Source organism: Rathayibacter sp. AY1B4 (assembly GCF_002932815.1).
Lineage (GTDB): Bacteria > Actinomycetota > Actinomycetes > Actinomycetales > Microbacteriaceae > Rathayibacter.
Genome location: NZ_PSWN01000028.1, coordinates 14600 through 36944, shown reverse-complemented (window position 1 = coordinate 36944; position 22345 = coordinate 14600). Strand labels below are relative to the sequence as shown.

Sequence of the window (22345 nt, the reverse complement as noted above, 5' to 3'; positions counted from 1 at the left end):
CGAGTCTGGATCAAGGCCACCCCGGCCGAGGACGGCTCGCTGCGCCTCGAGTACGCCGGACTCGCCCGAGGCGAGGATCCACAACTCGTGCGAACGGTTCGAACGGTCGCCGACCGTCACGCGCCACTCGACTAGACGTCCGCTCAGCGCTTCACTTGGATTCGGCTGAGTAGGTGCGTGCCGCCCAGCTTGGCCAGTAACTCTCGGCTGCGTCTAGGTCGATGCCGCGAAGACGGATGAGGCAGACGTCCTGGTCGCTGCGGGTAACTACCCAGAGGCTATGGGGCCGGCCGTGAGCTCGCTTCGGGATCCAGGCCAGCACCTCGTCGAGGTCGGTTTCTGAGAGCTCCCACTCTTGGTTCGACGTGCCGTCTTCGGACCAGAAGTGGACGCGGTACGTCGGATCGTCGACCTGCAAGGTTTGGTCGCGCGGATCGTGCAGCTCTGCTTTCATGCGCCCACTGTAACTATCGGGGTGCTCGAGGCCGTCCCGTATGGGGATCCTAAACCGGTCACCTATAGCGGCGTTTCTCGCGGCGTCGTTGCGCTCCTCAGCGCGTGTGTTCTCGCGGCACTGTGCGACTGGGCTACTCCGCGTCGTCGCTAGCAGTGTCGCCCCGGCCGCTTGCAAGAGGTCTGTAGCTGGGCAGAGGGGTGGAGCTCGCATCGAACCCCTCAGGGCGATCGTCTCCGTGATCCGCGGTCTCGCGGTCGGCTTCCATGCGCTGCCGCCGTGCCTGCTCCTCGGCCACGGCAAAATCGATGAGCCTCTTCGATCCGTACATACGACCACCTCATTCCTCGGAGTGGCGAGCGTATCGACCTCGGCTGGGGAAGGCGTCATCCCGGTACACACGACCGCTGCCCGCGGTTCCCGCCGCAGCCGACGTCGCCCGTGCCCCAGGTCGCTTACCGGCATTCGCTGCAGCGTGTTCCGTATGGGGATCGATCTGCGGGACGCTTTCAGCGGACCGCTCGGAGGGGCTTGGCGTCGTCGTCGCTTGCTGGTGATGCCGCCAGGGTCGACCGCAGGTCTTCTCGTGCTCGTTGGTAGCGGGTGCGTGCCGTGGACGCGGGGACGCCGAGGAGTTGTCCTGCTTCGGTGATGGAGAAGCCGTCCCAGTGGATGAGGCGGACGAGCTCGGCCTGTTCTGGCGCGAGCCTGGCGATCGCATCGCGCACGTCGACTCCTTCGTCGGCGGGGCGTCCTTCGGTAGGAGCGGTCGCCAGAACGCCGCGGAGCCGGCCGGAGAGGTCGGCTCGCCTGTTCTCAGTGCGGGTGCTGTTCGAGAGGACGTTCCGGGCGATGCCGAAAAGCCACATCCGCGACTCCTCCGCGGTGCGGGGAAGGGCGCCTACGCGGCGCCATGCGGTGAGCATGACGTCCGCGAGTGCGTCGGCGGCGTCCTCGAGAGGGAGGCGGCGTTGCAGGTACTTGAGCAGGTCAGGCGAGGCGACGCGCAGCGCCTCGGTGAGTCGCTCCGCCTCGTCGGTCTTCCTGCGGGTCACCAGGTCGCTCCGGGGCAGTGGGCCTCGCCCGCGATGCTGAGGTTCGCGGCGTCGACGTCGACGTTCTGTGCAGCGAGTTCGGCGTCGAGAGCGTTGCTGATGATGCGCCCGACGGCGGTCGAGTACTCCCGGTCGGCGTTGTAGAACTCGGTGCCGTAGCCGGCCGGCGTGCGGGATCCGTCAGCGTTGATGAAGGATCGGTCCTCGGTACGCAGCTGCGCGATGGTCTCCTGGAGTGCCCCGTCGCTGAGGAGAGCGTCGATGTCGGTCGTCTGGTAGAAGTTCTCGACCACGGCGACGGCCGCCGGATCGGTCCCTTGAACGTCTCCCATGCGCTCCTCACACTGAACACCGCTGGGCAGCGAATAGGCGATCGAGGCGTCCGGCGTCTCCGCCCACGGCGACCACGCGCCCGTCGCTGCGGCGGCCGCGGTCGCCATACCACCGAGCAGTACCAGCGACGCCACTCCTGCCATCGCAGGACGCACCCAGCGGTGGCGACTGACACGGACCTCTGCCGCCGCGAGCTGCTGCAGCTCGGCCAGCTCGACAGCGACGTCGTCCGTCACTGTCGACGTGCGGGGGCTGGACTCATCCAGCAGGACGTCCAGGGGGTCTCGGTCAGGGGCGGCAGTCATGACGGGCTCCTTCGAAAGCGGGTTCATCCTGTACATGTCCACCCGACCCGCAAACGTCTGCCGCAGCACGAAATCGGCTCGCCGCCCTCGTCGCGGCGCCGGCGACTACGCCGGACGTCAGGTCGCGAGGGACGCGGCGAGCTCGGCGGGCGCCCCCGCGGAACGCGGCTGCCACGACTCGAAGACGCCGTAGGCGATGATCCGCTCCGCGGTCGAGAGCAGCGGATTGCAGCTCGTCATCGTGATCAGGCGATCGGTCGGCGCGACGTCGCTCGTCCAGGGGACGGGATCGATGACCTGCACCTCCGAGGGCTGCACGTACTCGAGGTTCCGGAACCGGTACGTGTACCAGCCATCGGCGGTCTCGATGTAGATCGCATCACCTAGTTGCAGCTCATCGATGAGGTGCATTCCTCCGCCGGCAGCGGAGCGGTGCGCGGCGATCGCGAAGTTCCCCACCTCGCCGGGCATCTGCGTTCCCGGGTAGTGGCCGATGCTGCCCACGTCGAGCACGTTCTCCGCGTCGACGCCCTCAGCGATCGTGCGCACCCACCCCTCGCCGTACCGTGGAATGTAGAGGTTGCCGAACGTCGTGTCCAGAGCTGCGACCGGCGCGATCACCGGGTCGCCAGGCACGGCCGGCTCGGCGCTCGGCTCGGATGGCGCCTCGGTGGGCGGCGCGTCCTCGCCCCAGCTCTGGCGCAGCTCGGCCGCTTGATCGGTCTGCCTGCCTGCGATCACGGCGTCGTTCCACCACAGCTGCCATGCGAGGAACAGCAGAACGAGGACCCCTGCGGTCATCAGCAGCTCGCCCAGGACACCGAAGAAGGAAAGGCGACGACGCGCCGGTCGGCGCCGGCGCCGAAACTCTTCCACGGATGCCGGAGCGGTCATGGCAGGAGTCTAAGTGCGTCACTGTCGCCATCGGCGCCGGTGAGGACGTCTCTCAAGAGCACCGTCCGAGATGCCTCCGCGGATGCGATCATCCGACGTCGAACTCGCCTACGAGGGTGGTTCCGTCCGAGTCGTAGACGGGGATGGTGTGGATGATGCCTGCGTTCTGTTCCTGCCATTCGAGGGCGTCCTCGGGCGTGGTGAAGGAGCGTTGAGCGGTGGTGCCGTCGGCGTCTTCGAGGTCATGGCGATGCACGTAGCCCTGCGTGCCGTTGCTTGCGGTGACGGCGATGAGGTCTGGATTGCCGTTCTCATTGATGACGCCGTAGCTCTGGCCGGCGGCGTTCTCCGCCCACGCGGTCGTCTCGGACGTGGCGTAGGCGACGATCGCCCGCCATTCACTTCCCGCCGAAGCGGTGACGGTGAACTCTCCATCGGGGGCGTCGGTGAGGGGAGTGAAGAAGGAGTCGAAGCCCGGCACCTCCTCTGGTCGGAGGAAGTCGTTCGCGGAGCAGGTGAGACTCGATCCTCCGGTGAGCGTGAAGGTGCCCGGGGTGAGGCAGTGCAGCGAGACGGTCAGCCCTGTCGCGCCGTCAGGTGCGGGTCCGAGCTGGAGGGTCGCGGTGCCGGTGTAGGTGCCGGCGGCGGACGCGCTGACCGGCGTGACGACCGCGGCGCCGGGGAGAGGGAGCAGGCCGGTGGCGGCGGCTGTGGCGGTACCGGCGAACAATGCGACCGCGCCGATTCCGCCGCCCAGCAGCCACCGGTGCCGGCGGGAGCGGGAGGGGGTCTCGACGTGCTCGATCAGCGCGCGCCGGAAGGCGGTGGTGAACTCGTCGCTCATCTGCGGGGCGTTCATGACGGATCTCCTAGCGTCGACTGGACGTAGAGGCTGAGGGTCGGGTGGCCGAGCTGGTCGCGCAGCGCCGCGCGGACGCGATGCAGCCTGGTCCGGGTGGCGCCGGCGCTGAGCCCGAGGAGGGGCGCGGCGTCGGTGGGGCTGTAGCCCTCGATCATCACGAGCGTCACGAGGCGCAGGTCCGCCGGCGAGAGGCGTCCGAGCGCTTTAGCAAGCTGCCGGTCATCGATCACGTCGCGCAGCGCGGCGTCTTCCGCGGAGGGCTGATGGTCGCCGTGGGGGAGAGAGGTCAGGAGGGCGCGGTATCGGTTGCGCCCTCGGCTGAGGTTGCGGGCCGTGTTGGTGACGGTCACGAGCAGCCAGGGGAGGACGGACCCGTTGATGACCTCGACGCTGCGGCGCCGCCGCCACAGCTCGAGGAACGCGACCGCTACCGCGTCCTCCGCGTCGGTCGCGTCGACGAGGAGTCGATACGCGTGCCGGAACACTCGAGCGCGGTGCTCATCGAAGATCGACGCGAACGCCTCACCGTCGCCGGAGGACGCTCGCGCCCAGGCGGCGGCTTCGTCCGTTCTGATCATCCCCACACCTACTAGTGTCCGCAGGTCCTCGCAGCGTTACACCGATCACGACCGGAGGCACGTCCCGTTTGGCGATCGTCCACCGGTAGCTCTGAAGGGCTGGTTCGAGCGTCGGCCTACAGTGAGCCATGAGTAGTCCAGAGCCGAGTCTGCTGACGGACCCGCAGACCCCGGCACACACGTCGCGGACCCGACTTGGTTGGTTGCTTGGCCTCGCACTGTTGGTCATCGCCGTGGGCGCGGTCTTCGTCGTCGGCATCGCCGCTCCGAGCCCTGGCGTGGTCGCGTCACCCGAAGCCAGTCCCCGATCGATCGGTGACTACGACGTCGCCCTCCTCGAACAGCCGGCCGATGTACCGGTGACGATGCCGAAGTACCTCGACGTGGGGAGCGTCGGCACTGGCGGGCTCGACGTCGACTCGTTCCGCCAGCTCACGACCGAAGGCGGCACCACCTACCTCCTCGGGCTCAGCAACTCGACCGAGCTCTGCATGATCGTTGAGCTACCCGGAGACATATCTGGGACGTCCTGCACGACGCCGGAGGACTTCGCAACGACCGCGCTCGCTGTTCGCGTACAAGGCCCTGGGCATGTCGCTGAGGGCTACGTCATCCCAGACCGAATCGCGGACGGGGGCAGCAACCTGCTGACGATCGACCCGCTGCTATCTGCCGCCGAGCGGGACCGTCTGACTGTTCCCGGAGGGTACGAGCTGCAACCTCTCGTGCCGATGAATGACGAGGACCGCGAGACGCTGAGCGAGTGAACCAGGGCAATCGAGCTGACACTCGGCCGCGTCAGCCGCATTCGCCTCGTCCCGTTTGGGGATCCCCTAACGGGACGACCCAAGTCCGATCTAAGGTCAGTAGGCGACGTCAGCGGGCGCTGGCTTCCCGACTCGGCTGTGATCGGGCCGACGGGCTCGGTAGGAAGATCCGGCCAGGAGGACACCTGCAGTCACAGCAGCTAGCGACGTGGCGACGCCGGTAAAGGGCAAGGTGTCCGCGACATCCCACGGGAGAAAGAACGCTCCAGGGTCGGTGAGGGGGTTGATGACCATGAGGAGCCCAACACCAATCAGCGTGACGGGTCGTCCTGGCGAGAGTACGAAGGCGCCGAATATCACGAGCGGGAAGGCGACGGCCCAGACGATCGTTGTGGCGATCCACGTGAAGTCTGACTGTGTGGCGCTGTAGCAACCCTCGTTCAGGCCACCGAGGCACGAGCTCCAGTGCACCAGGAACGCGGCGGCACCAGCAGCCCCGAGCAAGGCGATTGTCCATCCAACCAACTGGCCTGACGTCGCGAGTCGCTTCATGGGCTCAACATAGAACTCGAAGGTGAACCTGAGCTAGATCCACACGGTCGAAGCGAAGGCCACCGCCCCCTCGCCCCGATGAACGATCTCCATACGGAACAAGCGGTCGTTCGACCGTGCCGTGGGCTGCTCAACCGACGATCACGGCGGTACGCAGAGCCAGAACCCAGCTGGTGACGGCGCCGACGACCCCCAAGGCGAGCAGCAGCGACCTCCATCGAGCGTGGGAGCGCGTGCTGACGCGCATCGCTACGACCAGGAGAACGAGGGTCGCGAGGGCGACAGAGCACAGAGCCGGCCACGCGACGTGGAACCCCGTGCACTGAGGAGGAAGGGACTCGTTGCACGCAAACGTGAATCCGTCGAGGAAGACGCCCGCGACGAGGGCGAGGAGAGTGATTACGCCCGCGATCACGGCGGAAGCATTGAGCGACAGTGTCTGCACACCATCACTCTCGGACCAGCGAGTGAACGGCAGGAGCGCACTGGTCCATCCGGGTCGGATCTGTCCCGGAGACCGATCGGTGACCGGTACACGCAGACGCGACATCGAGCGCCGCGAAAATCCGCGGTGCTGAGTGTCCCGTTAGACCCGTCCGGTGATTTGTTCGGTAGGGGGGCGTCAAACGGGATACTGGTCCAATGGCTGAGCTGATCGGATACGCCCGCGTCTCGACGGACAAGCAGGACGCGCAGGCGCAGCGTGACGCGCTGCTCGCGGCCGGTGTGCCGGCGGAGCGGATCTACGTCGACGCCGGCCTCACCGGCAGCAACCGCGAGCGGCCCGCGCTGCGCGAGGCCCTGGCCGCGTGCGACGCTGGCTCGACTCTGTTCGTGACGAAGCTCGACCGCCTCGCCCGTTCGATCACCGATGCGCGCGACATCGTGGACGAGCTCACGCGCAGGGGAGTGCGCCTGAACATCGGCGGGTCGCTGCACGACCCGAACGACCCGATCGGGCGGCTGCTGTTCAACGTGCTGGCGATGATCGCGGAGTTCGAGGGCGACCTGATCCGCGCGCGCACGAAAGAGGGCATGCGGGTCGCCAAGGCGAAGGGCCGGCTGCGCGGCCGCGCGCCGAAGCTCTCCCCGAAGATCGAGGCGCACCTGGTCGCGGAGTACCGCTCCGGGAACTACACCGTCGCGGAGCTGTCGGAGCAGTTCGGTGTGACGCGCTCGACGGTCTACCGAGCAGTCGAGCGGGCGACCGTCTCGGAGTTCCGCGCGGTGGACGTCACGCTCCCGCTTCCCGCAGCGGAGTAGCCCTCAGCCGCGAGTGACCAAATGGGCATCTAAAGCGGCGTGTCGCGTCGCGCTAATCACAGCCACAGCTCTACGTTAATCACATGGCTACGACGCGGCGTCCCCGAGGAACGATGGTGGAACCCACCAACGTTGCCTGGACCGTCGAGAAGCAGGCGCGCGATCGCTTCAACGACATGGCGTCGCACGCCAACGTGTCGTCGGCGGTGTTCTTCGAGCGCCTGGTCGAGCACGTGCAAAGCGAGCTGACCGACGAGGGTGTTCCCTCGTGGTGGCCGTCGCAGCCGACCCTTCTTTCCGATGAGGAGCTGCCCATCGACACCCGTTAACGCATTAGGCCCGTCGCTCTCGCGACGGGCCTAGAAGCCTTGGCTTCCCACCTCGCACAGTTTGGCGACTCAGAGGTGTGAAGCAGTCCCACCCAAGAACCGGTTACCAGCCGGGCCTTCGGTGTACCCGCCGGAACGTACCCGGAAGGAATGACCACATCGTAACAGCGGAGTTCGTCTCCGTGCACTCCCGACCCACCCTTTTTTCAGGGGAGCGGTCGGTCGAGCTTGCATCCGAGACGTCACAGGCGGCCGCGTCGCGGCCGAACAAATCGCGGTCGGGCTCGTGGAGCCCCGAGCCGGCACCGGGCGCCTACGCGCCGCTGCCGTGCTGGACGTCCGGTAGCGCGTGGTTCGACGCCGTGTTGGACGCCCTGGCAACGCCCGAGGGCGAAGCCGTGCGAGCGGCTGTGAAGGTCGCACCGCACACGCTGCTGCTCGTCGCTCAGGAGGACATGCGCTCGGCCGACGTCGGTACGGGACGCGGCGTCACGACAGCGCACCAGACGGTCGCGGATCGCCTGGGCATGTGCAAGAGGACCGTGCAGCGCGCCCGAGAGATCCTGCTGCTGTTGGGCCTCGCCGCAGTCGTCATCGAGGGCCGTTACCTGTGCGGAGGTGAGCGCGTTGCCGCGCAGCTCGCGCACGGTGGCCGCCAGCTCCGCATGGCTTCCACGCGGGCGCTCGTGATGCCCCGTGCGGCTGCCCTACGCGCCGCGTGCGCGGCGCCGGCTCCGGTTCCGTCCCGCGTCTCGCAGGGCGGCCGGATCACCCGATATGTGGAGAATGTCCACCTACCCCGTAGGCGCCACATTCCTCCTACAGCTCCAGTTAAGAAGATCCCACCAACGCGCGGTGGACCGCGCTTGGAAGCCGCTTCGCGGCAGCCCGGACGAGGGAGTAACACACGGCGCACCTCGATCGGTTGGCCGGCGGTTCCGAGACCCATTGAACTTCAACGCTTCGCCGCTGCGCTGGCTCAGCGCATCCCTTGGCTTGCTCGCGGTGTGCACGTCGGTCACGTGGTTGGGATGCTCGAGCGGTCAGGGATCGACGTCTCCGAGTGGAGCGTCGAGGGGCTGATGTTCGCTATCACTGCCTGGCTGACGCGGGACGGTCGCCGCGTGCCGGACACGTTCACCAGTCGCAACGCTCTCGGGTTCTACGGCTGGGCGATCCGCCAGGTCATCACCGAGCACTCGCGGTTCGACCAGGCTCGTCGTGACGCTGCGGCGGAGCGGGCCGCTGACCAGCAGCGACGCGCCGCCGAGCGAGCCGCGGAGGCTGCACGGCTGGCGAACATCGACCAGGGCGAAGTGGATCGGGTGATCGCTCAGATGAAGCGCGATCAGCACGAGTACGAGCGGGCAGCTCGGGAGCGCGAGGCGGCACGCAAGCGCGCCGCCGCCGAGGCTCGCGAGGAACTTGCGATCCGTACCGCGGAGCTACGATCACGGGGCTGAGCACGCACCGAGGCCATCCATCCGATATGCGGCGCGATGCCGGAGATGGGCAGCCGTCAGGAGTGCCCCGCAGGGGCATCCCGAAGGGACGCGGAGCGCTCTTGACGGGTGATCAGCGTAGGCAAGAGTGAAGCGTCGGATGGACGGCCGGACCGCAGCCGGCGCGATCAGCCCGGGAACGAAGAAGCCCCCGCGAGCTGTGCTCGAGCGGGGGGCTCCGACGCGAGCGAGGGGGTCGCTGCGTCACGGTCGACGTTACGTTTTCCGTCCTACCGCGGTGGGGGCTTGCGGGACCGACGAAGGCGATCGTCCGGTCGCTCAGGCTGCGTCGTCAGTCGATTCCGTAGCGCTGTTTTCCGTCGAGTCGCCGGGAGCGCTGTCGCTCCCCGGTGAGCGACGCGAACGAGGTGCACGGCCGCGGGACTGGTCGGGCCGCGGCACTCCGGCTGCGCGGAGTTCCTTCTCGGACCACCCGGTAGCGAGCGCATCGGCCCACGCCCTCGTGTGCCGACTTTGCGCGTCAGTGAGAGCCGCGCGTGCAGTGTCAGTGTCGTTCGCGGCGGTGACGATCGTGCGCACCGCTGCGACTCTCTTCTCGACACTCGCTTCGAGCAGCCGGCGTGCGGCGTCGGCGGCGTCCTCTGGGTTCCTCGTGTTGTCGCTCATGGGATCAGGCTACATGCCCAAATGGGCATCCGGAAGGCGCCGCAGCGTCGCCCATCCGGAGGCTGTTCCTTCCCGCGACGGGTGCCCGTTCGTGGAGCCGCTTTGCTGCACCATCGCTACGCTCGGGCAGAGCGGTTTGTGGAGCAAGCTGTCCGTTTACCGCTGGTAAATGGCTTGCCGGGCTGGCGCTGCGCTGGCTCCGGGTGCACACTAGAGGTGTGGTCCCCGCCGGGTGGCGGGTTCGCTGCGCTGGCAAGGGAAGGGCGGGTGGTTCGAGTGTCGGAGTCGACTCCTCGACGGTTGTTCGCTCGGAAAAGGCGCGAGAACGCACCCGAGGGGGCACGCGAGAAGTACTACCGCGTGTACGTCACCGCCGAAGAAGATGCGGCATTGCAGGCTCGCGCAGTTGTGGCCGGCGACATCACGGTTCCGCGACTCTTGTTCGAGTCTGCGATGAACGCGCAGGTCCGCACGGACGCCGAGTGGAAGAGCGCAGTGGCCGAGCTGATGCAGGTTCGCGCTGACCTTGGCGGCATGGCTCGTAACCTCAACCAGCTCGCGCGGTTCGCGAACACCGAGGGGCAGTTCCCCGCACAGGTCGAGGAGTTCCGAGCGCAGTTCGCGGCACTTGTCCCGCAAATCAGTGCAGCGTGCCGTGCGGTGGCCGGCAAGTGATTCCTAACGTCACCTACGGCTCGCAGATGGGCGGGCTGATGACCTATCTTGCTGGCCCCGGTCGCTCGAACGAGCACACCGAGCAGCACCTGGTCGCTGGCGACTCCGCGATCATGGCGCTGTACGGCTACGAGGTGCTGGACCGCGACGCAGCTCTCGCGATCGCACGCGATCTTGACGAGCCGGCCGAGGTGTACGGCACGAAGGTCATGCGGTCCGTGAAGCAGTTCGACCGTGCGACGGGAGAGCCGATCCTGGATCCGTCGACGGGCAAGCAGGCCGTCGTGAAGCAGGACGCGCACGTGTGGCACTGCTCGCTCTCTCTCAATGCCGAAGAGGGCACGCTGACGGATGAGAAGTGGGGAGCGATCGCCACCGATTTCGTGCAGCGCATGGGGTTCGCCGGCGACGACATCGGGAAGGCGAACGCGCGATGGGTCGCGGTTCGTCATGGCGCGTCGAAGAACGGCAACGACCACATCCACATCGCCGTCTCCCTCGTGCGCGAGGACGGGACGAAGGCGCACATCCCCTACGACAAGCGGCTCGCTCAGAAGGTCAGCCGTGAGCTGGAACGCGATCACGGTCTGACGCAACTGCACCCCGAGGGGCGTGAGCTCGGAGAGCGCGGGATCGTCCCCGGAGCCCGCGAGGCGGCCCGCACACGCAACGCGGTTGAGCCCGACGTGCGCCGCCTCGAGCGCAGCGTCCGCGCTGCTGCATCGTCCAGCGTCGATGAGGGCGAGTTCGTGCGTCGGATGCGTCAAGAGGGGCTGCTGGTGCGCCCGCGTTTCGCGGTGGGCCGCAACGACGTCGTGCAGGGCTACAGCGTGGCGCTGCGCCCCGAGAAGGACGAGCCCGTGCGCTGGCACGGCGGCGGGACCCTCGCGCGCGACCTGACCCTCCCGCGACTGCGCGAGGGGTGGCCGGACGAGCCGTTGAAGGCGACAGAAGCGGCCGAGGAATGGCGCGCGACGTCGAAGAACCCGTGGCGCTATCAGCCGGTGAACCCGGGCCGCGAGGTTGCCGAGCCCTCGCCCGATCTGTTCGCGAAGTACGCCGCCGACATGGACCGGTTGCACCAGTACATCAACTCCGTCGACCCGTTCGACCGGTCGACGTGGGCACACGTGGCGCGTGAGACGGCCGGCGCCTACGCCGCGTGGTCGAGGCGCATGGAACCCACCCCCGGACCGCTCGCGGACGCTGCGCGATCGCTCGCGCGGTCGGCACACCTGCGCGCCCACGAGACGCGACCGCGACCCGCAGCGATGCCCTCGAGCGCGCACACCACTGCGCTGATCCTGGCGGCCGCCGGCAAGAAGAAGAACGCGGCCGCTGAGCTGCTGCTGCTGCACCAGCTCGCCCGCATGACTCACGCGATCGCTTCGGCGCACAAGGCCGCCGGAGACGCACGTCGGATGAGCGAGCTGTCGCAGACGCTCCGCGGTCAGTTGACCGCAGTGCGAGACAGCTACACGAAGCAGGACACCGCGAACAAGGCCGAGGCGTGGGAGGCCCAGCGGGCCGCTCTGCCGCCCGAGCTGCGGCAGTCGCGCGAGGCGGTCGCCGCGTCGTTCCCGACCGGGAGCCCGGTGCCGACCAAGCTCACGCCGCGCGAGCAGGAGAGCGCCGACGCGCTCCTCGCCAAGCGCGCCCGAGACGCCCGCGAGAAGCCCGGTCACGACCGCGGCGGACTCGACCGATAACCAGGCACGACAGCCATAGGGGGAGGAAGTCATGAGTGACGATGAGGTCGGCCAGGAGGTCGGTCAGAACGTTCGAGTAGCACTGACGATCGCGATGCAGATGGGCGAGAAGTTCGCCCGCCTGCGGGAGGAGTTGGCGCGCGACGCGCAGGCTCGATCGGCAGCTCAGGCGCGCGAGCTCGCTGCGCGGTTCGACGCCGAGCGGGGTGCCGCACGAGCAACGTTGCAGGTCGTGGACCGGCCGGAGTGGTGGGATCGCGCGAGCATCCAGGACGTCGCCCGCGTCGCGGAGACGGCTCAGGCGTGGAAGGGCCAGGACCCCATCGCGGAGCGTGCCGCGGCCGTCGTGCAGCGCGAGGTGATGGAGCGCTACGGCGTCGATACTGCCGTCCTGCGCGACGCCGCCACCCGCGGAAAGTCCGAGCTGGATCTGGCGAAGGAATGGGCGGCCACGTCTGCGCCGGAGCACTACCACCGCCACGACGAGGACCGTCTCACCATGCAGGTCGGGGACCGCACGGAGCCGGACACCGGCGCGCAGCGCGCCCTCATCACCGACTACCGCGCCGCTCTCGCCGGCGACGTCGCGACTGTCGAGCTGTCGGTGGCCGAGGAGTGGAAGCGGGACACGGACCCCGCCGGGTTCCAGGGATACCGCGTCCAGACGTCGATCGACTGGAACGACGCCGGCCAGGTGTCCACGCCGGACCCCGCGACCGTCGCAGCCGCTCGTGCTGCACTGGTCGAGGAGTGGAAGGACGCTGTTGCTCCCGAGCGCGCGCGTGCCGGCACCGAACTGACCGAGGCGCAGGTGCTCATCGCTGAGGCGGACCGGCTCGACCGCGCCAACGACGCCCGATCCGACGCAGCAGCTCGAGAGGTTCCCGGCGCGGCCGACGTCGACAACGGCCAGGCCGTCATGGCGGCCGAGCTGGAAGCGCGCGCCAACGACTACGACCGCGATGCCGCCGCCGGCGGCACCGAGCACGCGAGCCCGGACGAGCTGCGCGAGCTCGCAGCCGACGCCCGGGCGCAGGCGCAGCTCTACCGCGACACCGCCCCCGCCGAGCGCCAGGACGCCGCTCAGAGCGCCAACGGCACCTCAGGCGACCCCACGACCCCGGCGTCCGATCCTCGTGCGTCAGCGGCGCGCGAGGCGGGCGAGGTGGCCTACGACAGCTCGGAGCGTCGACAGGCCACCGTTCACGCGATGGAGTCCAAGGGAGTCCCGCCGCACCTGATCGAAGCGCGGATGAGCGCTGACAGCGCCCACGCGACCCCGGCCAGCTCCGCGGTGACCTCGAAGGCGGCCACGAGCACCGTCCCGTCGACGCGGCGCACCCGCGGCCGCGGCCAGGGCGCCGACCGTGGGGACCTCAGCAGGTAACCGCCACCACGCGCGAAGAAGGGGAGCACCGACTGGTGCTCCCCTTCTTCTTTGCCGTTCAGGCGTTGGTGCCCGCAGGCTCTCCCTCGGTCGTCCGCTCGGTGTAGAGCGGCGGCTGACGGTCGGGCTCGAACAGGCCCTCGACGGGACGCTCGTAGGGCAGAGGTTCCCCGACCCGGTTCTCGTCCTGCGAGTCCGCGAACGGCCCGTCTGGGGAGAGCAGAGCGGTCATGTGCGGATCGCAGTGGTTGATCCACCAGGTGCTCATCCCGGCTTTCTCGTCGGCTCTGGCGGCCTCCCACGCTCGCCACAGGGCCTCGATGCGCTGCTGCGCCTCCGCGCTCGACCACCAGGCGGCTTTCCAGCGCAGTCCGCTGCCGGAGCCACCCCGGATGACGCGGCGCCGGTAGGTGCCGATCAGCTGCTTGCGCACGAACTCATCCGCTGACCCAAAGAACGTCGTCGGCTCCTCCTCTGCGCCCTCGTAGGGTCCCGGGGTGAGGTCGTCGTCGTCCACGCCGCCGTAGATGTCGCTCATGATCCCTCCACCGGGGCGAGCGGCCGGTCAGCGACCGGCGCCGGTGCTGGTGCTGCCGGTGCAGCGCCGCCGGGCTGGTTCCGCGCGATCGATGCGTTGATACCCGCGACGAACTCCTTGGGGCCGTCGAACCACGGCACCGTGCGCAGCATCGCTGCACGGGAGCCGGAGGACATCATGATCGCTCGACCGGTCTTGCGTCCCTTCCGCGGGATCGGGAGCGTCGCCAGCTCCGCGACGTCGAGGATCTTCTCTCGCTTCAACGCGGTGGTGGTCGAGCGCACGCCCTTGTTCATGCTCGCGGAGGTCGTCTCGCGGTCGTAGGTGCCGATCAGATCGGACACCATGCCCAGGAACTCCGGCTCGGAGATTCCGCCGGCGTAGAGCTTCACGTTCGCGGCCGACCAGAGCTTCAACATGCCCTCCTTGCCGAATACCCCGATGCCCTGCGACCAGGACTGGAACACCGACATGATCGGGATGCCCCGGGAGCCGTAGTGGCTGTAGAGGTCGGGGAGGTCCCGCCAGCGGCAGACGTTCGCGGCCTCATCGAGCACGCCGAGCATCGGCGTCTGCATCCGGCCGCCGGGCGACACCGCTGCCAGCTCCTCTGCCGCCTCGACCGTCGCGGCGGTCAGGGCGAGGACGAGAGGGCCGGCGCTGCCGGCGCCCTCCTTGGACAGGCTGTAGAGCGTCCCGGTCGAGCGCACGAACGCGGCCGGATCGAACTCCGGGCGCGGGTCGTTCTCGCCCTGCCGGTTCACCCACTGCCGGGTGCCGGAGTCCTTCAAGCAGGACGCCATGCGGCGGGCTGTCGAGTAGACCGATCCGCGCTCCCTGTGCTCGAGGCGGGAGGAGCCCTGCACGCTGCGTGCCATCAGGGTCCATTCACTCGCTGCGAGGATGTCGCCGGCCGTCTCGTCGCCCGGGGTCGTCGTCCACTCGTAGACGTCGGTGATCGGGCGGCCGTCGATCGCCGCCGCCAGAAGGAAGCCCGCGAGCAGTTCGCGGCCGGAGGGCTCGAAGTGCGCATCGGTTCGTGCGCCGAGCTCGCTCGACCCCGACGCGAAGTGCTGCGCGAGCTTGGCCGCCTTGGTGTCGTCGGTGACGTAGGACAACGGATTCCACCACCAGGACGCCGGCTCGACGGCGACCCGCTGCGGATCGAACACCCAGACGTTGCCGGCCTGCGCACGCAGGTCCCGCGTGGCATAGAGCACGTCCGGCTTGTTCGACGTCGTGACGACCGCGCCCGGCGCATTGGCGATTGCCGGGATGACGAACGACGTCGACTTGCCCACACGGGGACCGGCGAGCAGCAGCGTCATGTCCTCGAACGAGGCGTAGAGCGGACGGCCGTCCGTCAGCAGCGCCCCCACAGGGACGCCGAAGGAGTCGGGCACACCGAGACGCGCCGACTTCTGCTTGGCCTCCTTGCCGCGCATCTGACGCAGCTCGTTCGGCGTCGCCATGTGGCGGGCAGCCCAGTCGAGCGGGGTGCGGTGCTTGCCGCCGCTGGACTTGATCAGCAGGAAGAACACGACCAGCACGACGAGAACGGCGCCGATGCCGCCCGCAATCCACGTCGCAGTCGCAGGCCAGACGAGGCGGCCGCGGAACACGTCGACCACGACGCTGACGAAGTTCGAGGGGTCGGTGCTCATGTCGGGGTTGACCCCGTCCGCCTGTGATCCGACGCGAATCGCGATGTACAGCCCCAGGATCACCACGAGTGCACCGCCGGCCGCGATCGCTATCCCGAACCCGCCGCCGGCCTTCCCCGGCTCTCTGCGGCGGTTGTTGGTCATGCTCATCAGTTCGTCCTCTCGGTCGTGTAGATCGGGCCGACCCACCGCGGGGTCGGGTCGTCGTCGGGTGCCTGTTGCGTGGTGCCCCAGTGCACGAGGGCAAGACCGCGTTCTACGAACTCGATCGGAAGGTCCGCGGCGTGGAACTCATGCCAGGGCGAGCTGGTGACGCAGGACCACAGGTAGCCCTCGAACGCGAGGGTCGAGGGGCAGGTCATGGCAGCGCGGGAATCATCACGGCGGCGACGGTCGCCGCGCCGGCTGCGGTGAACAGCCAGCCGGCGATCGAGAGCGCGTGTGGCCGGGTCAACGTGCGTTGCGTCCAAACGTCGGTGCCCTGCACGACGACGTGGCACAGGCTGCCGAGGCCGAAAATCACGACTCCGACGAAGCCCAGCCAGAGGTTCACGGCAGGATCTCCACCACGACCGGATCGGTCGCCAGCGGCTCGTTCGCGCGTCCGGCACGGGAGGTGGTGTGCCAGAGCTTGTTGGTGTCGTTGACGTCGAGCTCGGCGCTGGTCAGCTGCACCCGGATCGGAATACCGGGCCGGCCGCCCACCTTGATCAGGAACCGGCCGCGCCCGGGAGGCTCCGACTCATGTCCCGATACCGGGTCCCACGCGGGCGGGTCCTGCCAGCTCGTCAGCATCGCTTGTTCCGCGTTCGACATCGGCACTGCGGAGGTCAGCAGCGGCATTTCCGCGCCGGGGAGCCCGCCGCAGATCACCATGCCGGAGCGCTCCACGAAGCCCTTGGCCTTCATCTGATCCTCCTGCGAGGACAGGGCCAGCAGGTCGCTCATCGTGTGGCTGATCATCGCCAGGCCGACACCGCGGGCACGGTTCAGGCGGGTGAGCGCGTCGACGCGATCGACCATGCCCTTGCCCGCGCGCAGCGCCCGCCACAGCTCATCGAGGATCACGAAGTAGTGCCGGCGCGGTTCCAGCCCCGCTTCTGCGAGGGCGGAGGCGACGTTGACCGTTCCGAAGCCGGCGGACCAGCAGGCGAGCAGGATGCTGGCCTGCAGATCGCCTTCGGAGTCATCGATCGAGGACACGTCGTAGACGACAGGGCGATCCCGGCGCATCGGGGTGGTGGTCTGGCGGGAGAAGATTTCGCCCAGCCGGCCGCCGGTCGTGAGGCCGATGAGGGAGGCTTCGAGGTTCTCGGTGATCGCCTTGTAGCGGGCGAGGTCGCCGCGGTCGAGGGCGACCTGGCGAATCTCATCGGGCGCTGCCTGGATCACGGCCAGAAGATCCGCGAGGACGGGGATGCCCTCGTGCGTCTCGTCCAGGTACTTCAGCGCCCGGTCGATGATCGTCTCTTCCCGGTCGCTCGGCGGCTCGGAGCGGAGGATCGTCAGCAACGCCGCGATCATCGTGTGCCGGCGGCCGTGAGCGTCCGCGAGCACCTGCGACGCGAGGCGCTGCGACTTCACCGCGTGCTTGCGCTCCTCCGCCGAGTTCTCGCCGCGAGCGTCGAGCTCGGAGGCGCGCTCGAGGGCCTGGTCGGCGTCGTCGCGGAGTCGCTGCGCGGCGACCGTCGCCTCGCCCGGGTCGAGGATGTTGAGGTAGCCGCGGCCGCGGCCGAGGGTGATGACCTGGCCGTCGAGGGCGCGGATCAGGTCCACGTAGTCGGGCTTCAAGTCACCGAGGACCAGCGGGAGGGTGCCGTATCCGGCGAGCCCGGTCGCCATGCGGCGGGTGAGCGAGGACTTCCCGAGGCCCGGCTTACCGAGGACAAACATCGACGGATTCGAGATGAGCTGCGCCCGCTGGAACCAGCTGATCGGATCGCACAGCACCGACGCCCCGGTGGCGAGGTTCTTCCCCAGCGGCACGCCGATCATGGGAGTTCCGGTGCCGACCGAGAACGGGTACAGCCCGCACACCTGCACGGTCGTTGCGCGGAACTCATCGGCGGGCTGGATCGAGACGGCCTGCCCGCCGCCACGTCCCAGCCACCCCGTCGAGGTCGGGCGCATCGGCCGGATCGGCGCGACGTTTTTCTCGACCTTCTGCTTGCCGCCCTGGTGCGGGATCGCCCGCTTCTTCCGCGACCGCTTCGAGGGCTTCTCCCGCGCCAGCGGTGATGCCGCAGCGCGAGCCGCAGCAGCCTCCTCCTCCTCTTTGCGGGCTCGGCGGGAGCCGGCACGGCTGTACGTCGACGCCGACGCGGCCTCCGCCGTCGACGGAGCACCGACCGCACCCGTGGGCACGGCCGTGTCGAACACGTCGACGTCGAGAGCTTCCTGCTCCTCATCGACTCCGCCGGCGCCGGTGGGCAGCTCGTCGGCATCCGTGGAGACGTCATCGGGCATCTCGTCGCGGTGGCGAGAGAAGAACTTGGTGCTGATGATGCTCACTGGGAACCTCCGGCAGTGATCGGGGCGGGGCGGTGGGACTTAAGCGGAGACGGCACCGGACACTCGCCCGGTGCCGTCCCCTGCGCGCTCATCGAGGTCACAGCGCTTCTCGGACCTCGTTGGGGATGCGCAGATGCCGCGGGAGGACCAGGCCGAGCGGGAGCGCGGCGGCGAAGGCGGAGTCCTGCGATCCGTAGGCCGGTCGCATCCGCAGCCGTGCGGCGGAGGTGAGGGAGTCGACGGCGGCACGCGCTTCGGGCTCCTGCGTGCGCTGCATCGTCGTGGCGGTGACGATCAGGCCGAAGTTCATCAGCCCGGCGCCGGAGGCTTCCTCCGCGGCTGTCGCCTGCGCCGAGCGCGTCGAGAGCGTCGAGCGCGCGGTCGGCTTGGTCGAGGCCGAGGAGTTGAACTGTGCAGCGTTGAGGTCCGCTTCCACGAGCGCTGCGGCGCGGGCGGGGTCGATGGGGCGGTAGAGCAGGGTGACGCGCTTGCGAGCGATGTCGCGATGCGGGGCGAGCAGACGGGCGAGGATGCCGGCCTGCACGACGCCGCGCGGCGGGGCGGTCATCGTCCACGACGTCGACACGGCTCCGTCGTGCCGATAGGAGTCCCAGTGGGCTTCGGCCGCGGCGGGGCCGACGTCGGTCCAGGAGAGGTCGGCTGTCTCGCCCGCAGCGCGGGCCTGGTCGATCAGCACCGCAGCGTCGGGGTCGTAGGCGGTGCGGATGACCTCGCACAGCTCCTGCGCGTTCAGAGGCCGAGCAGCACCGGCGCCGGTCGCTGCGAGCGAGTTCGTCAGGCCGGGAATGCGCGCGGAAAGATCCGCAGCCACTTCCTTGGCGTTGCGGCGCTTTCCGCCCATCCGAGCCGTGGCCGTGAAGGTGAGCGCGATGTACGCGCGGATGGTCGCGGAGCCGACCGGGTAGCTGTCCACGACCTCAGCGAGCATCGCTCGAGCGAATAGCGGGGCGTCGGGGTCCATCGACCCTTCGACCTCCCCGCGCAGCCGGGTGCCGGTGTCCGGAGCCGTCTCGACAGTGACGGAGGCGGCTTCGATACCGGGCTCGTCTCCGAGGTTGGCGAGCCAGATGCCGTACTCCGCGACCTGGTTGTTGATCTGCTCCTGATCCACCAGCGCGGCGCCGTCCGGCTCCGTCGCCAGGACCACGGTGAAGTGCTTCGTCATGGGGGTGCTGATCAGCGCGAACCGGCGGCCGTGGGAGTCCTCGTGCTCGGTGAGCTGCGAGGGTGCGGCCAGGCCAGGCAGCTGGAACGTCCCCCACTTCGCGCGGCCGATCGGGCCGGAGCGGTAGATGTTCGCTCCCTTGCTCTTGGTGCGCCACCAGTTCACGCGGACCACCGTCCTTCCCAGGGCTGATTGCCCGTGCTTGTCCTTGACCGAGACGGTCAGGAGGATGCCGCCGAAGATCCCAGCGACGATGAGTGCCGGCCCGAGGCCGGCGAACATGGACGCGACGATCGAGGACAAGATGCCCACGAACATCACGAGGGTGGCGAGCTGCCCGAGCCCGCCGAGGCCGGCGGTCTGGGGCTTTCGCCAGTTGCCGTAGGTGCGAGCCTTGACCGGCTCAGGTGCGGTAGTGGTCATGGTCTAGCTCCCGTTCTGATTGCTGCCCGTGGCGTCGTCGGTGGCCGACTTCACGGCTCCCGCCGCGTGCTTGGCGCCTTCGGCGGCCTTCATCGCGACGGCGACACCGGCGCCGATCGGCCCAGCGGCGGCCACGCCACCTGCGGCCGCTCCGCCTCCGGCTGCCGCTCCGGCACCCGCTCCGGCACCCGCTCCGGCACCCGCTCCGGCACCCGCTCCGGCACCCGCTCCGGCACCCGCTCCGCTTGTTGCAGCTCCCGCACCGCCGGTAGGCGCCGCACCCGCGGCACCCATCCCGGATGACGACGCTGGCGATCCCGGAGAGGAGTTACTTCCGGTCGGTCCGTTCGTCGACGAGCCGCCGCCTCCGCCTCCGGACTTTCCGCCCCCGTTGCTAGCCCGGATCGCACCGGTGGCAATGTCTCCGGCCCCGCTCACCGCTGCTGCGCCGAGCAGGAGTCCTGCGCCGCCGCCGCCACCAACCGAGGCGATAGCAGGAACGAGGAAGCGCATCAGCGCAGGTAGGGCAATGAGCGCGATCAGCATCAGTGCGAGGCCCGTGACAATCTGGAAGAGGCCAGTGCCGTCCGACTTGAACAGGTCGGTGCCGGTCATCCGGAACGCGATCGCGTAGACGATCGCGGCGGCGGGCTTGTAGAGGATGAAGGCGAGAGTCCAGGCCATCGCCTTCTTGAACCACTGCTGACCGATTTCGGTGTTCGTCGCGGCCGCGGCGATGGGGAAGATGCCGGCGAGGACGACGAGCATCGCGCCGCGGAAGATCATCAGAGCGATCTGGATATAGGTCATCAGGACGGCGAGCATGCCGAGGAAGAACAGACCGATCAGGCCGATGGGCGCGGTCGCGGTGAGGCTGATCATCGCGAAAATGTTGGTGCCGAAGCAGTTGCTCTCACCGTTGGTGACGTCGCAGTTGGTGGAGTTGTTGAGGATCCAGATGGAGAAGGCGTCACCCGCCTGCGTGGCGAGACGGATTACGACGAGGCCGGCCCCGGCGACAGCGATCAGCGTCAGCACGGAGCGGGCGAGGGTGCGCAGCTCGCCCGCGCGCTGCGTCCAGACCATGCGGCCCGCGGCGACGAGGATCGAGAGGATTGCAAGGCCGCCGGCGTACCACTCGAGCTGCCCCTGCACCCAGCCGACCACGCTCGAGGATTCATTGAGGTGCATCGCCAGCGGGAGGAACCCAGCTACGAGCGCGGATGCCGAGGAGAGCAGGAACACGGCGAGGATGATGACGCCGATGCGGCCCATGTGCGCCTCGCCGTCGCCGTGGCGACGACGGCTGCTCATCATCACGCCAGCGATGATGAGCGACATGACGGCGAGGCCCGCGGCGACCCACGTCACGTAACCGAGGATCGTCTCGAATGCCTCAGGCAGCGGCGGGGTTCCGCCGCCGTTGACGCCGCCTCCCCTGTCGACCACGGTCACCGGGGAGGGGACGTTCACCCAGAGGGTGCCTAGCGAGACAATCGCTTTGCCGTAGCCCTCGAGGATGTTGTTCACGAATTGCTGCAAGGCATCGTTCGATGCCTGAGAGACGATTTCACCGAGGCCCTGACCGGCCTGGCATCCGAGGTCCCAGAAGTCGCAGGGGGCGTCCGTAGCGGCGGCGGGGTTCACTCAACACCCGCCCATGGCACGTAGCCACCCAGGCTCTGCAGGGTGACCGGGCGGTAGGAGCTCTGGCCGTCGTCGGTGAGCTGGACTTTCCAGTCGCCCTCCGACCAGCGCAGCTCCGTTGCGATACTCATCTGTACTCCCGTGTTCAGGCGGAACGCGATATCGATCGTCGCGGCGTCGCCGGTGTAGGCCAGCGTCTTGAAACCGATGATCTGAGCGCTCAGTCCGTTGCTTGTGTTGGAGCTCTGGCGAGCCATTGCCGAATCGCGGCCAGGCCCGGGGACCGAGAGCTTGTCGGTGATGGAGTCGCCAAGGCTTCCGTTGGTACCCATCGCCCAGATGTTCGCCGTGGCGAACAGAGCACCCTCCACCGTGTGCGCGTAGCAGCGGCGGAGCCCGTCGCTGTCGGTCACACCCGGGCCGACGTCGGCGCCTCCGGGAGCGGCCATCGTGCCGACGATGGTCCATTCGGTCACGGGGGCGGCGGTCAGGGTGCCGCTCTCTTCGTACCCGGGAAGTCCGCAGACGCTTGCGGCGTCCGCGTCCGCGTCGGCCTCGGGCGTCGCCGCGCTCGTCGGCGTCGCGGTGGTGGCGGGCGCGCTCTGCTGCCCGCCACCACCGCCGAGGGACGTGACAGCGAGCAGAATCGCCGCCAGTACGAGAACTCCGAAGATGATCGCTCCGAAGATGAATCCTCGACTGGTGAAGGGGCTGCGGGATCCCGTGTCGCTCATGACGTCGTGCCTTTCGTTGATCGGTTGGTTTCCCCGGGACGCTACGCGCCCATCAGGAAGCCAACGATCGTGAACGCGGCGGACACGATGATCACGCCGACGAGCAGGCGGCCGAGCCAGCCGCCGATTTCTCCGCCTTCGCCGCGGCGGGCGGAGACGGTCATGGTGACGCCGAGGATGATCAGGCCGACGACGGCGACGCCGAGGCCGACCCACTTGGCCCAGCCCATGACGGTGGTGAAGGCCTCGAACCCGGGGGGCATGCCGCCGGGGCCCGGGTCGGGCACGACACCGGCGAGGGCGCCGGCGGCGGTGATCAGCTCGGAGGAGAGAGCGAGAACAGACATGGT

23 protein-coding genes are annotated in these 22345 nt (G+C 68.7%); 7 read left to right on the top strand and 16 right to left on the bottom strand.

The window, feature by feature from the left end; translation table 11 throughout:
- Positions 1-151: 151 nt before the first annotated feature.
- The 6 genes from C5D66_RS15015 to C5D66_RS14985 form a co-directional block, all read right to left on the bottom strand.
- A complete protein-coding gene (locus tag C5D66_RS15015; RefSeq protein ID WP_104224256.1) occupies positions 152-454 on the bottom strand; it encodes a hypothetical protein in 303 nt (100 codons plus the stop codon).
- Between the two features lie 509 nt (positions 455-963).
- The gene (locus C5D66_RS15005; RefSeq protein WP_104224254.1) at positions 964-1509 is read right to left on the bottom strand and encodes an RNA polymerase sigma factor; all 546 of its coding nucleotides are present in this window, start codon (positions 1507-1509) and stop codon (positions 964-966) included.
- Positions 1506-2147 carry a hypothetical protein gene (locus C5D66_RS15000; protein WP_146082269.1) on the bottom strand — a complete coding sequence of 214 codons (642 nt, stop codon included), beginning with the start codon at positions 2145-2147 and terminating at the stop codon, positions 1506-1508. Before C5D66_RS15000 ends, C5D66_RS15005 begins: the two co-directional genes overlap by 4 nt.
- A gap of 117 nt (positions 2148-2264) precedes the next feature.
- Complete coding sequence (locus C5D66_RS14995) at positions 2265-3041, bottom strand: class E sortase (protein WP_104224252.1); 777 nt, start codon at positions 3039-3041, stop codon at positions 2265-2267.
- A gap of 88 nt (positions 3042-3129) precedes the next feature.
- A complete protein-coding gene (locus C5D66_RS14990; protein WP_104224251.1) occupies positions 3130-3900 on the bottom strand; it encodes a peptidase M56 family protein in 771 nt (256 codons plus the stop codon).
- On the bottom strand, positions 3897-4481 hold the full coding sequence (locus C5D66_RS14985; protein WP_104224275.1) for an RNA polymerase sigma factor: 585 nt from the start codon (positions 4479-4481) through the stop codon (positions 3897-3899). The genes C5D66_RS14990 and C5D66_RS14985 overlap by 4 nt, the downstream gene beginning before the upstream one ends.
- A 221-nt stretch (positions 4482-4702) precedes the next feature.
- Here C5D66_RS14985 and C5D66_RS14980 point away from each other — a divergent pair, with 221 nt between their 5' ends.
- Positions 4703-5248, top strand: coding sequence for a hypothetical protein (locus tag C5D66_RS14980; protein WP_146081575.1), 546 nt, complete (start codon positions 4703-4705; stop codon positions 5246-5248).
- Between the two features lie 96 nt (positions 5249-5344).
- On the opposite strand, the gene C5D66_RS14975 is transcribed toward C5D66_RS14980, so the two are convergent.
- Entirely contained in the window at positions 5345-5800 is a 456-nt protein-coding gene (locus C5D66_RS14975; protein WP_104224249.1) for a hypothetical protein, read from the bottom strand.
- A 642-nt stretch (positions 5801-6442) separates the two neighbouring features.
- Here C5D66_RS14975 and C5D66_RS14965 point away from each other — a divergent pair.
- The 6 genes from C5D66_RS14965 to C5D66_RS14940 all read left to right on the top strand — a co-directional run bounded on the left by C5D66_RS14965 (position 6443) and on the right by C5D66_RS14940 (position 13292).
- Positions 6443-7063, top strand: coding sequence for a recombinase family protein (locus C5D66_RS14965; RefSeq protein WP_104305026.1), 621 nt, complete (start codon positions 6443-6445; stop codon positions 7061-7063).
- Between the two features lie 116 nt (positions 7064-7179).
- Entirely contained in the window at positions 7180-7392 is a 213-nt protein-coding gene (locus tag C5D66_RS14960) for a hypothetical protein (RefSeq protein ID WP_146082602.1), read from the top strand.
- A 362-nt stretch (positions 7393-7754) separates the two neighbouring features.
- Complete coding sequence (locus tag C5D66_RS16915; RefSeq protein WP_146086965.1) at positions 7755-8855, top strand: hypothetical protein; 1101 nt, start codon at positions 7755-7757, stop codon at positions 8853-8855.
- Positions 8856-9542: 687 nt separating this feature from the next.
- Complete coding sequence (gene mobC, locus C5D66_RS17660; protein ID WP_104326971.1) at positions 9543-10196, top strand: plasmid mobilization relaxosome protein MobC; 654 nt, start codon at positions 9543-9545, stop codon at positions 10194-10196.
- A gap of 26 nt (positions 10197-10222) precedes the next feature.
- Positions 10223-11905: a relaxase/mobilization nuclease domain-containing protein gene (locus C5D66_RS14945; RefSeq protein ID WP_104326970.1), complete on the top strand. Its 1683-nt coding sequence runs from the start codon at positions 10223-10225 to the stop codon at positions 11903-11905.
- A 31-nt stretch (positions 11906-11936) separates the two neighbouring features.
- Complete coding sequence (locus C5D66_RS14940; RefSeq protein ID WP_146084500.1) at positions 11937-13292, top strand: hypothetical protein; 1356 nt, start codon at positions 11937-11939, stop codon at positions 13290-13292.
- A 58-nt stretch (positions 13293-13350) separates the two neighbouring features.
- Here the strand turns inward: C5D66_RS14940 and C5D66_RS14935 are convergent, their stop codons facing one another.
- The 9 genes from C5D66_RS14935 to C5D66_RS14890 form a co-directional block, all read right to left on the bottom strand.
- On the bottom strand, positions 13351-13830 hold the full coding sequence (locus C5D66_RS14935) for a DUF4913 domain-containing protein (RefSeq protein WP_104277471.1): 480 nt from the start codon (positions 13828-13830) through the stop codon (positions 13351-13353).
- The gene (locus tag C5D66_RS14930) at positions 13827-15644 is read right to left on the bottom strand and encodes a type IV secretory system conjugative DNA transfer family protein (protein WP_104326968.1); all 1818 of its coding nucleotides are present in this window, start codon (positions 15642-15644) and stop codon (positions 13827-13829) included. The genes C5D66_RS14935 and C5D66_RS14930 overlap by 4 nt, the downstream gene beginning before the upstream one ends.
- The gene (locus C5D66_RS14925; protein ID WP_104277469.1) at positions 15644-15856 is read right to left on the bottom strand and encodes a hypothetical protein; all 213 of its coding nucleotides are present in this window, start codon (positions 15854-15856) and stop codon (positions 15644-15646) included. The genes C5D66_RS14930 and C5D66_RS14925 overlap by 1 nt, the downstream gene beginning before the upstream one ends.
- Positions 15853-16047 (bottom strand): hypothetical protein, encoded by a 195-nt coding sequence (locus tag C5D66_RS14920; protein WP_104277468.1) that lies wholly within the window; start codon positions 16045-16047, stop codon positions 15853-15855. Before C5D66_RS14920 ends, C5D66_RS14925 begins: the two co-directional genes overlap by 4 nt.
- On the bottom strand, positions 16044-17624 hold the full coding sequence (locus C5D66_RS14915) for an ATP/GTP-binding protein (protein WP_243502574.1): 1581 nt from the start codon (positions 17622-17624) through the stop codon (positions 16044-16046). Before C5D66_RS14915 ends, C5D66_RS14920 begins: the two co-directional genes overlap by 4 nt.
- Before the next feature lie 478 nt (positions 17625-18102).
- Positions 18103-19614 carry an SCO6880 family protein gene (locus C5D66_RS14910; RefSeq protein ID WP_181125770.1) on the bottom strand — a complete coding sequence of 504 codons (1512 nt, stop codon included), beginning with the start codon at positions 19612-19614 and terminating at the stop codon, positions 18103-18105.
- 3 nt (positions 19615-19617) lie between these two features.
- Complete coding sequence (locus C5D66_RS16910; protein ID WP_146086964.1) at positions 19618-21156, bottom strand: hypothetical protein; 1539 nt, start codon at positions 21154-21156, stop codon at positions 19618-19620.
- Between the two features lie 101 nt (positions 21157-21257).
- On the bottom strand, positions 21258-21995 hold the full coding sequence (locus C5D66_RS14895; protein ID WP_104326966.1) for a hypothetical protein: 738 nt from the start codon (positions 21993-21995) through the stop codon (positions 21258-21260).
- 41 nt (positions 21996-22036) lie between these two features.
- On the bottom strand, positions 22037-22342 hold the full coding sequence (locus C5D66_RS14890) for a hypothetical protein (protein WP_104277465.1): 306 nt from the start codon (positions 22340-22342) through the stop codon (positions 22037-22039).
- Between the last annotated feature and the right edge of the window lie 3 nt (positions 22343-22345).

What these genes read in the sequence shown, in the direction of transcription:
- C5D66_RS15015 (WP_104224256.1), bottom strand. Translation starts at nt 454, where the DNA reads ATGAAAGCAGAGCTGCACGATCCGCGCGACCAAACCTTGCAGGTCGAC.
- C5D66_RS15000 (WP_146082269.1), bottom strand. Translation starts at nt 2,147, where the DNA reads ATGACTGCCGCCCCTGACCGAGACCCCCTGGACGTCCTGCTGGATGAG.
- C5D66_RS14995 (WP_104224252.1), bottom strand. Translation starts at nt 3,041, where the DNA reads ATGACCGCTCCGGCATCCGTGGAAGAGTTTCGGCGCCGGCGCCGACCG.
- C5D66_RS14990 (WP_104224251.1), bottom strand. Translation starts at nt 3,900, where the DNA reads ATGAACGCCCCGCAGATGAGCGACGAGTTCACCACCGCCTTCCGGCGC.
- C5D66_RS14985 (WP_104224275.1), bottom strand. Translation starts at nt 4,481, where the DNA reads ATGATCAGAACGGACGAAGCCGCCGCCTGGGCGCGAGCGTCCTCCGGC.
- C5D66_RS14975 (WP_104224249.1), bottom strand. Translation starts at nt 5,800, where the DNA reads ATGAAGCGACTCGCGACGTCAGGCCAGTTGGTTGGATGGACAATCGCC.
- C5D66_RS14965 (WP_104305026.1), top strand. Translation starts at nt 6,443, where the DNA reads ATGGCTGAGCTGATCGGATACGCCCGCGTCTCGACGGACAAGCAGGAC.
- mobC (WP_104326971.1), top strand. Translation starts at nt 9,543, where the DNA reads ATGGGCATCCGGAAGGCGCCGCAGCGTCGCCCATCCGGAGGCTGTTCC.
- C5D66_RS14945 (WP_104326970.1), top strand. Translation starts at nt 10,223, where the DNA reads ATGGGCGGGCTGATGACCTATCTTGCTGGCCCCGGTCGCTCGAACGAG.
- C5D66_RS14940 (WP_146084500.1), top strand. Translation starts at nt 11,937, where the DNA reads ATGAGTGACGATGAGGTCGGCCAGGAGGTCGGTCAGAACGTTCGAGTA.
- C5D66_RS14935 (WP_104277471.1), bottom strand. Translation starts at nt 13,830, where the DNA reads ATGAGCGACATCTACGGCGGCGTGGACGACGACGACCTCACCCCGGGA.
- C5D66_RS14930 (WP_104326968.1), bottom strand. Translation starts at nt 15,644, where the DNA reads ATGAGCATGACCAACAACCGCCGCAGAGAGCCGGGGAAGGCCGGCGGC.
- C5D66_RS14925 (WP_104277469.1), bottom strand. Translation starts at nt 15,856, where the DNA reads ATGACCTGCCCCTCGACCCTCGCGTTCGAGGGCTACCTGTGGTCCTGC.
- C5D66_RS14915 (WP_243502574.1), bottom strand. Translation starts at nt 17,624, where the DNA reads ATGCGCCCGACCTCGACGGGGTGGCTGGGACGTGGCGGCGGGCAGGCC.
- C5D66_RS14910 (WP_181125770.1), bottom strand. Translation starts at nt 19,614, where the DNA reads ATGACCACTACCGCACCTGAGCCGGTCAAGGCTCGCACCTACGGCAAC.
- C5D66_RS14895 (WP_104326966.1), bottom strand. Translation starts at nt 21,995, where the DNA reads ATGAGCGACACGGGATCCCGCAGCCCCTTCACCAGTCGAGGATTCATC.
- C5D66_RS14890 (WP_104277465.1), bottom strand. Translation starts at nt 22,342, where the DNA reads ATGTCTGTTCTCGCTCTCTCCTCCGAGCTGATCACCGCCGCCGGCGCC.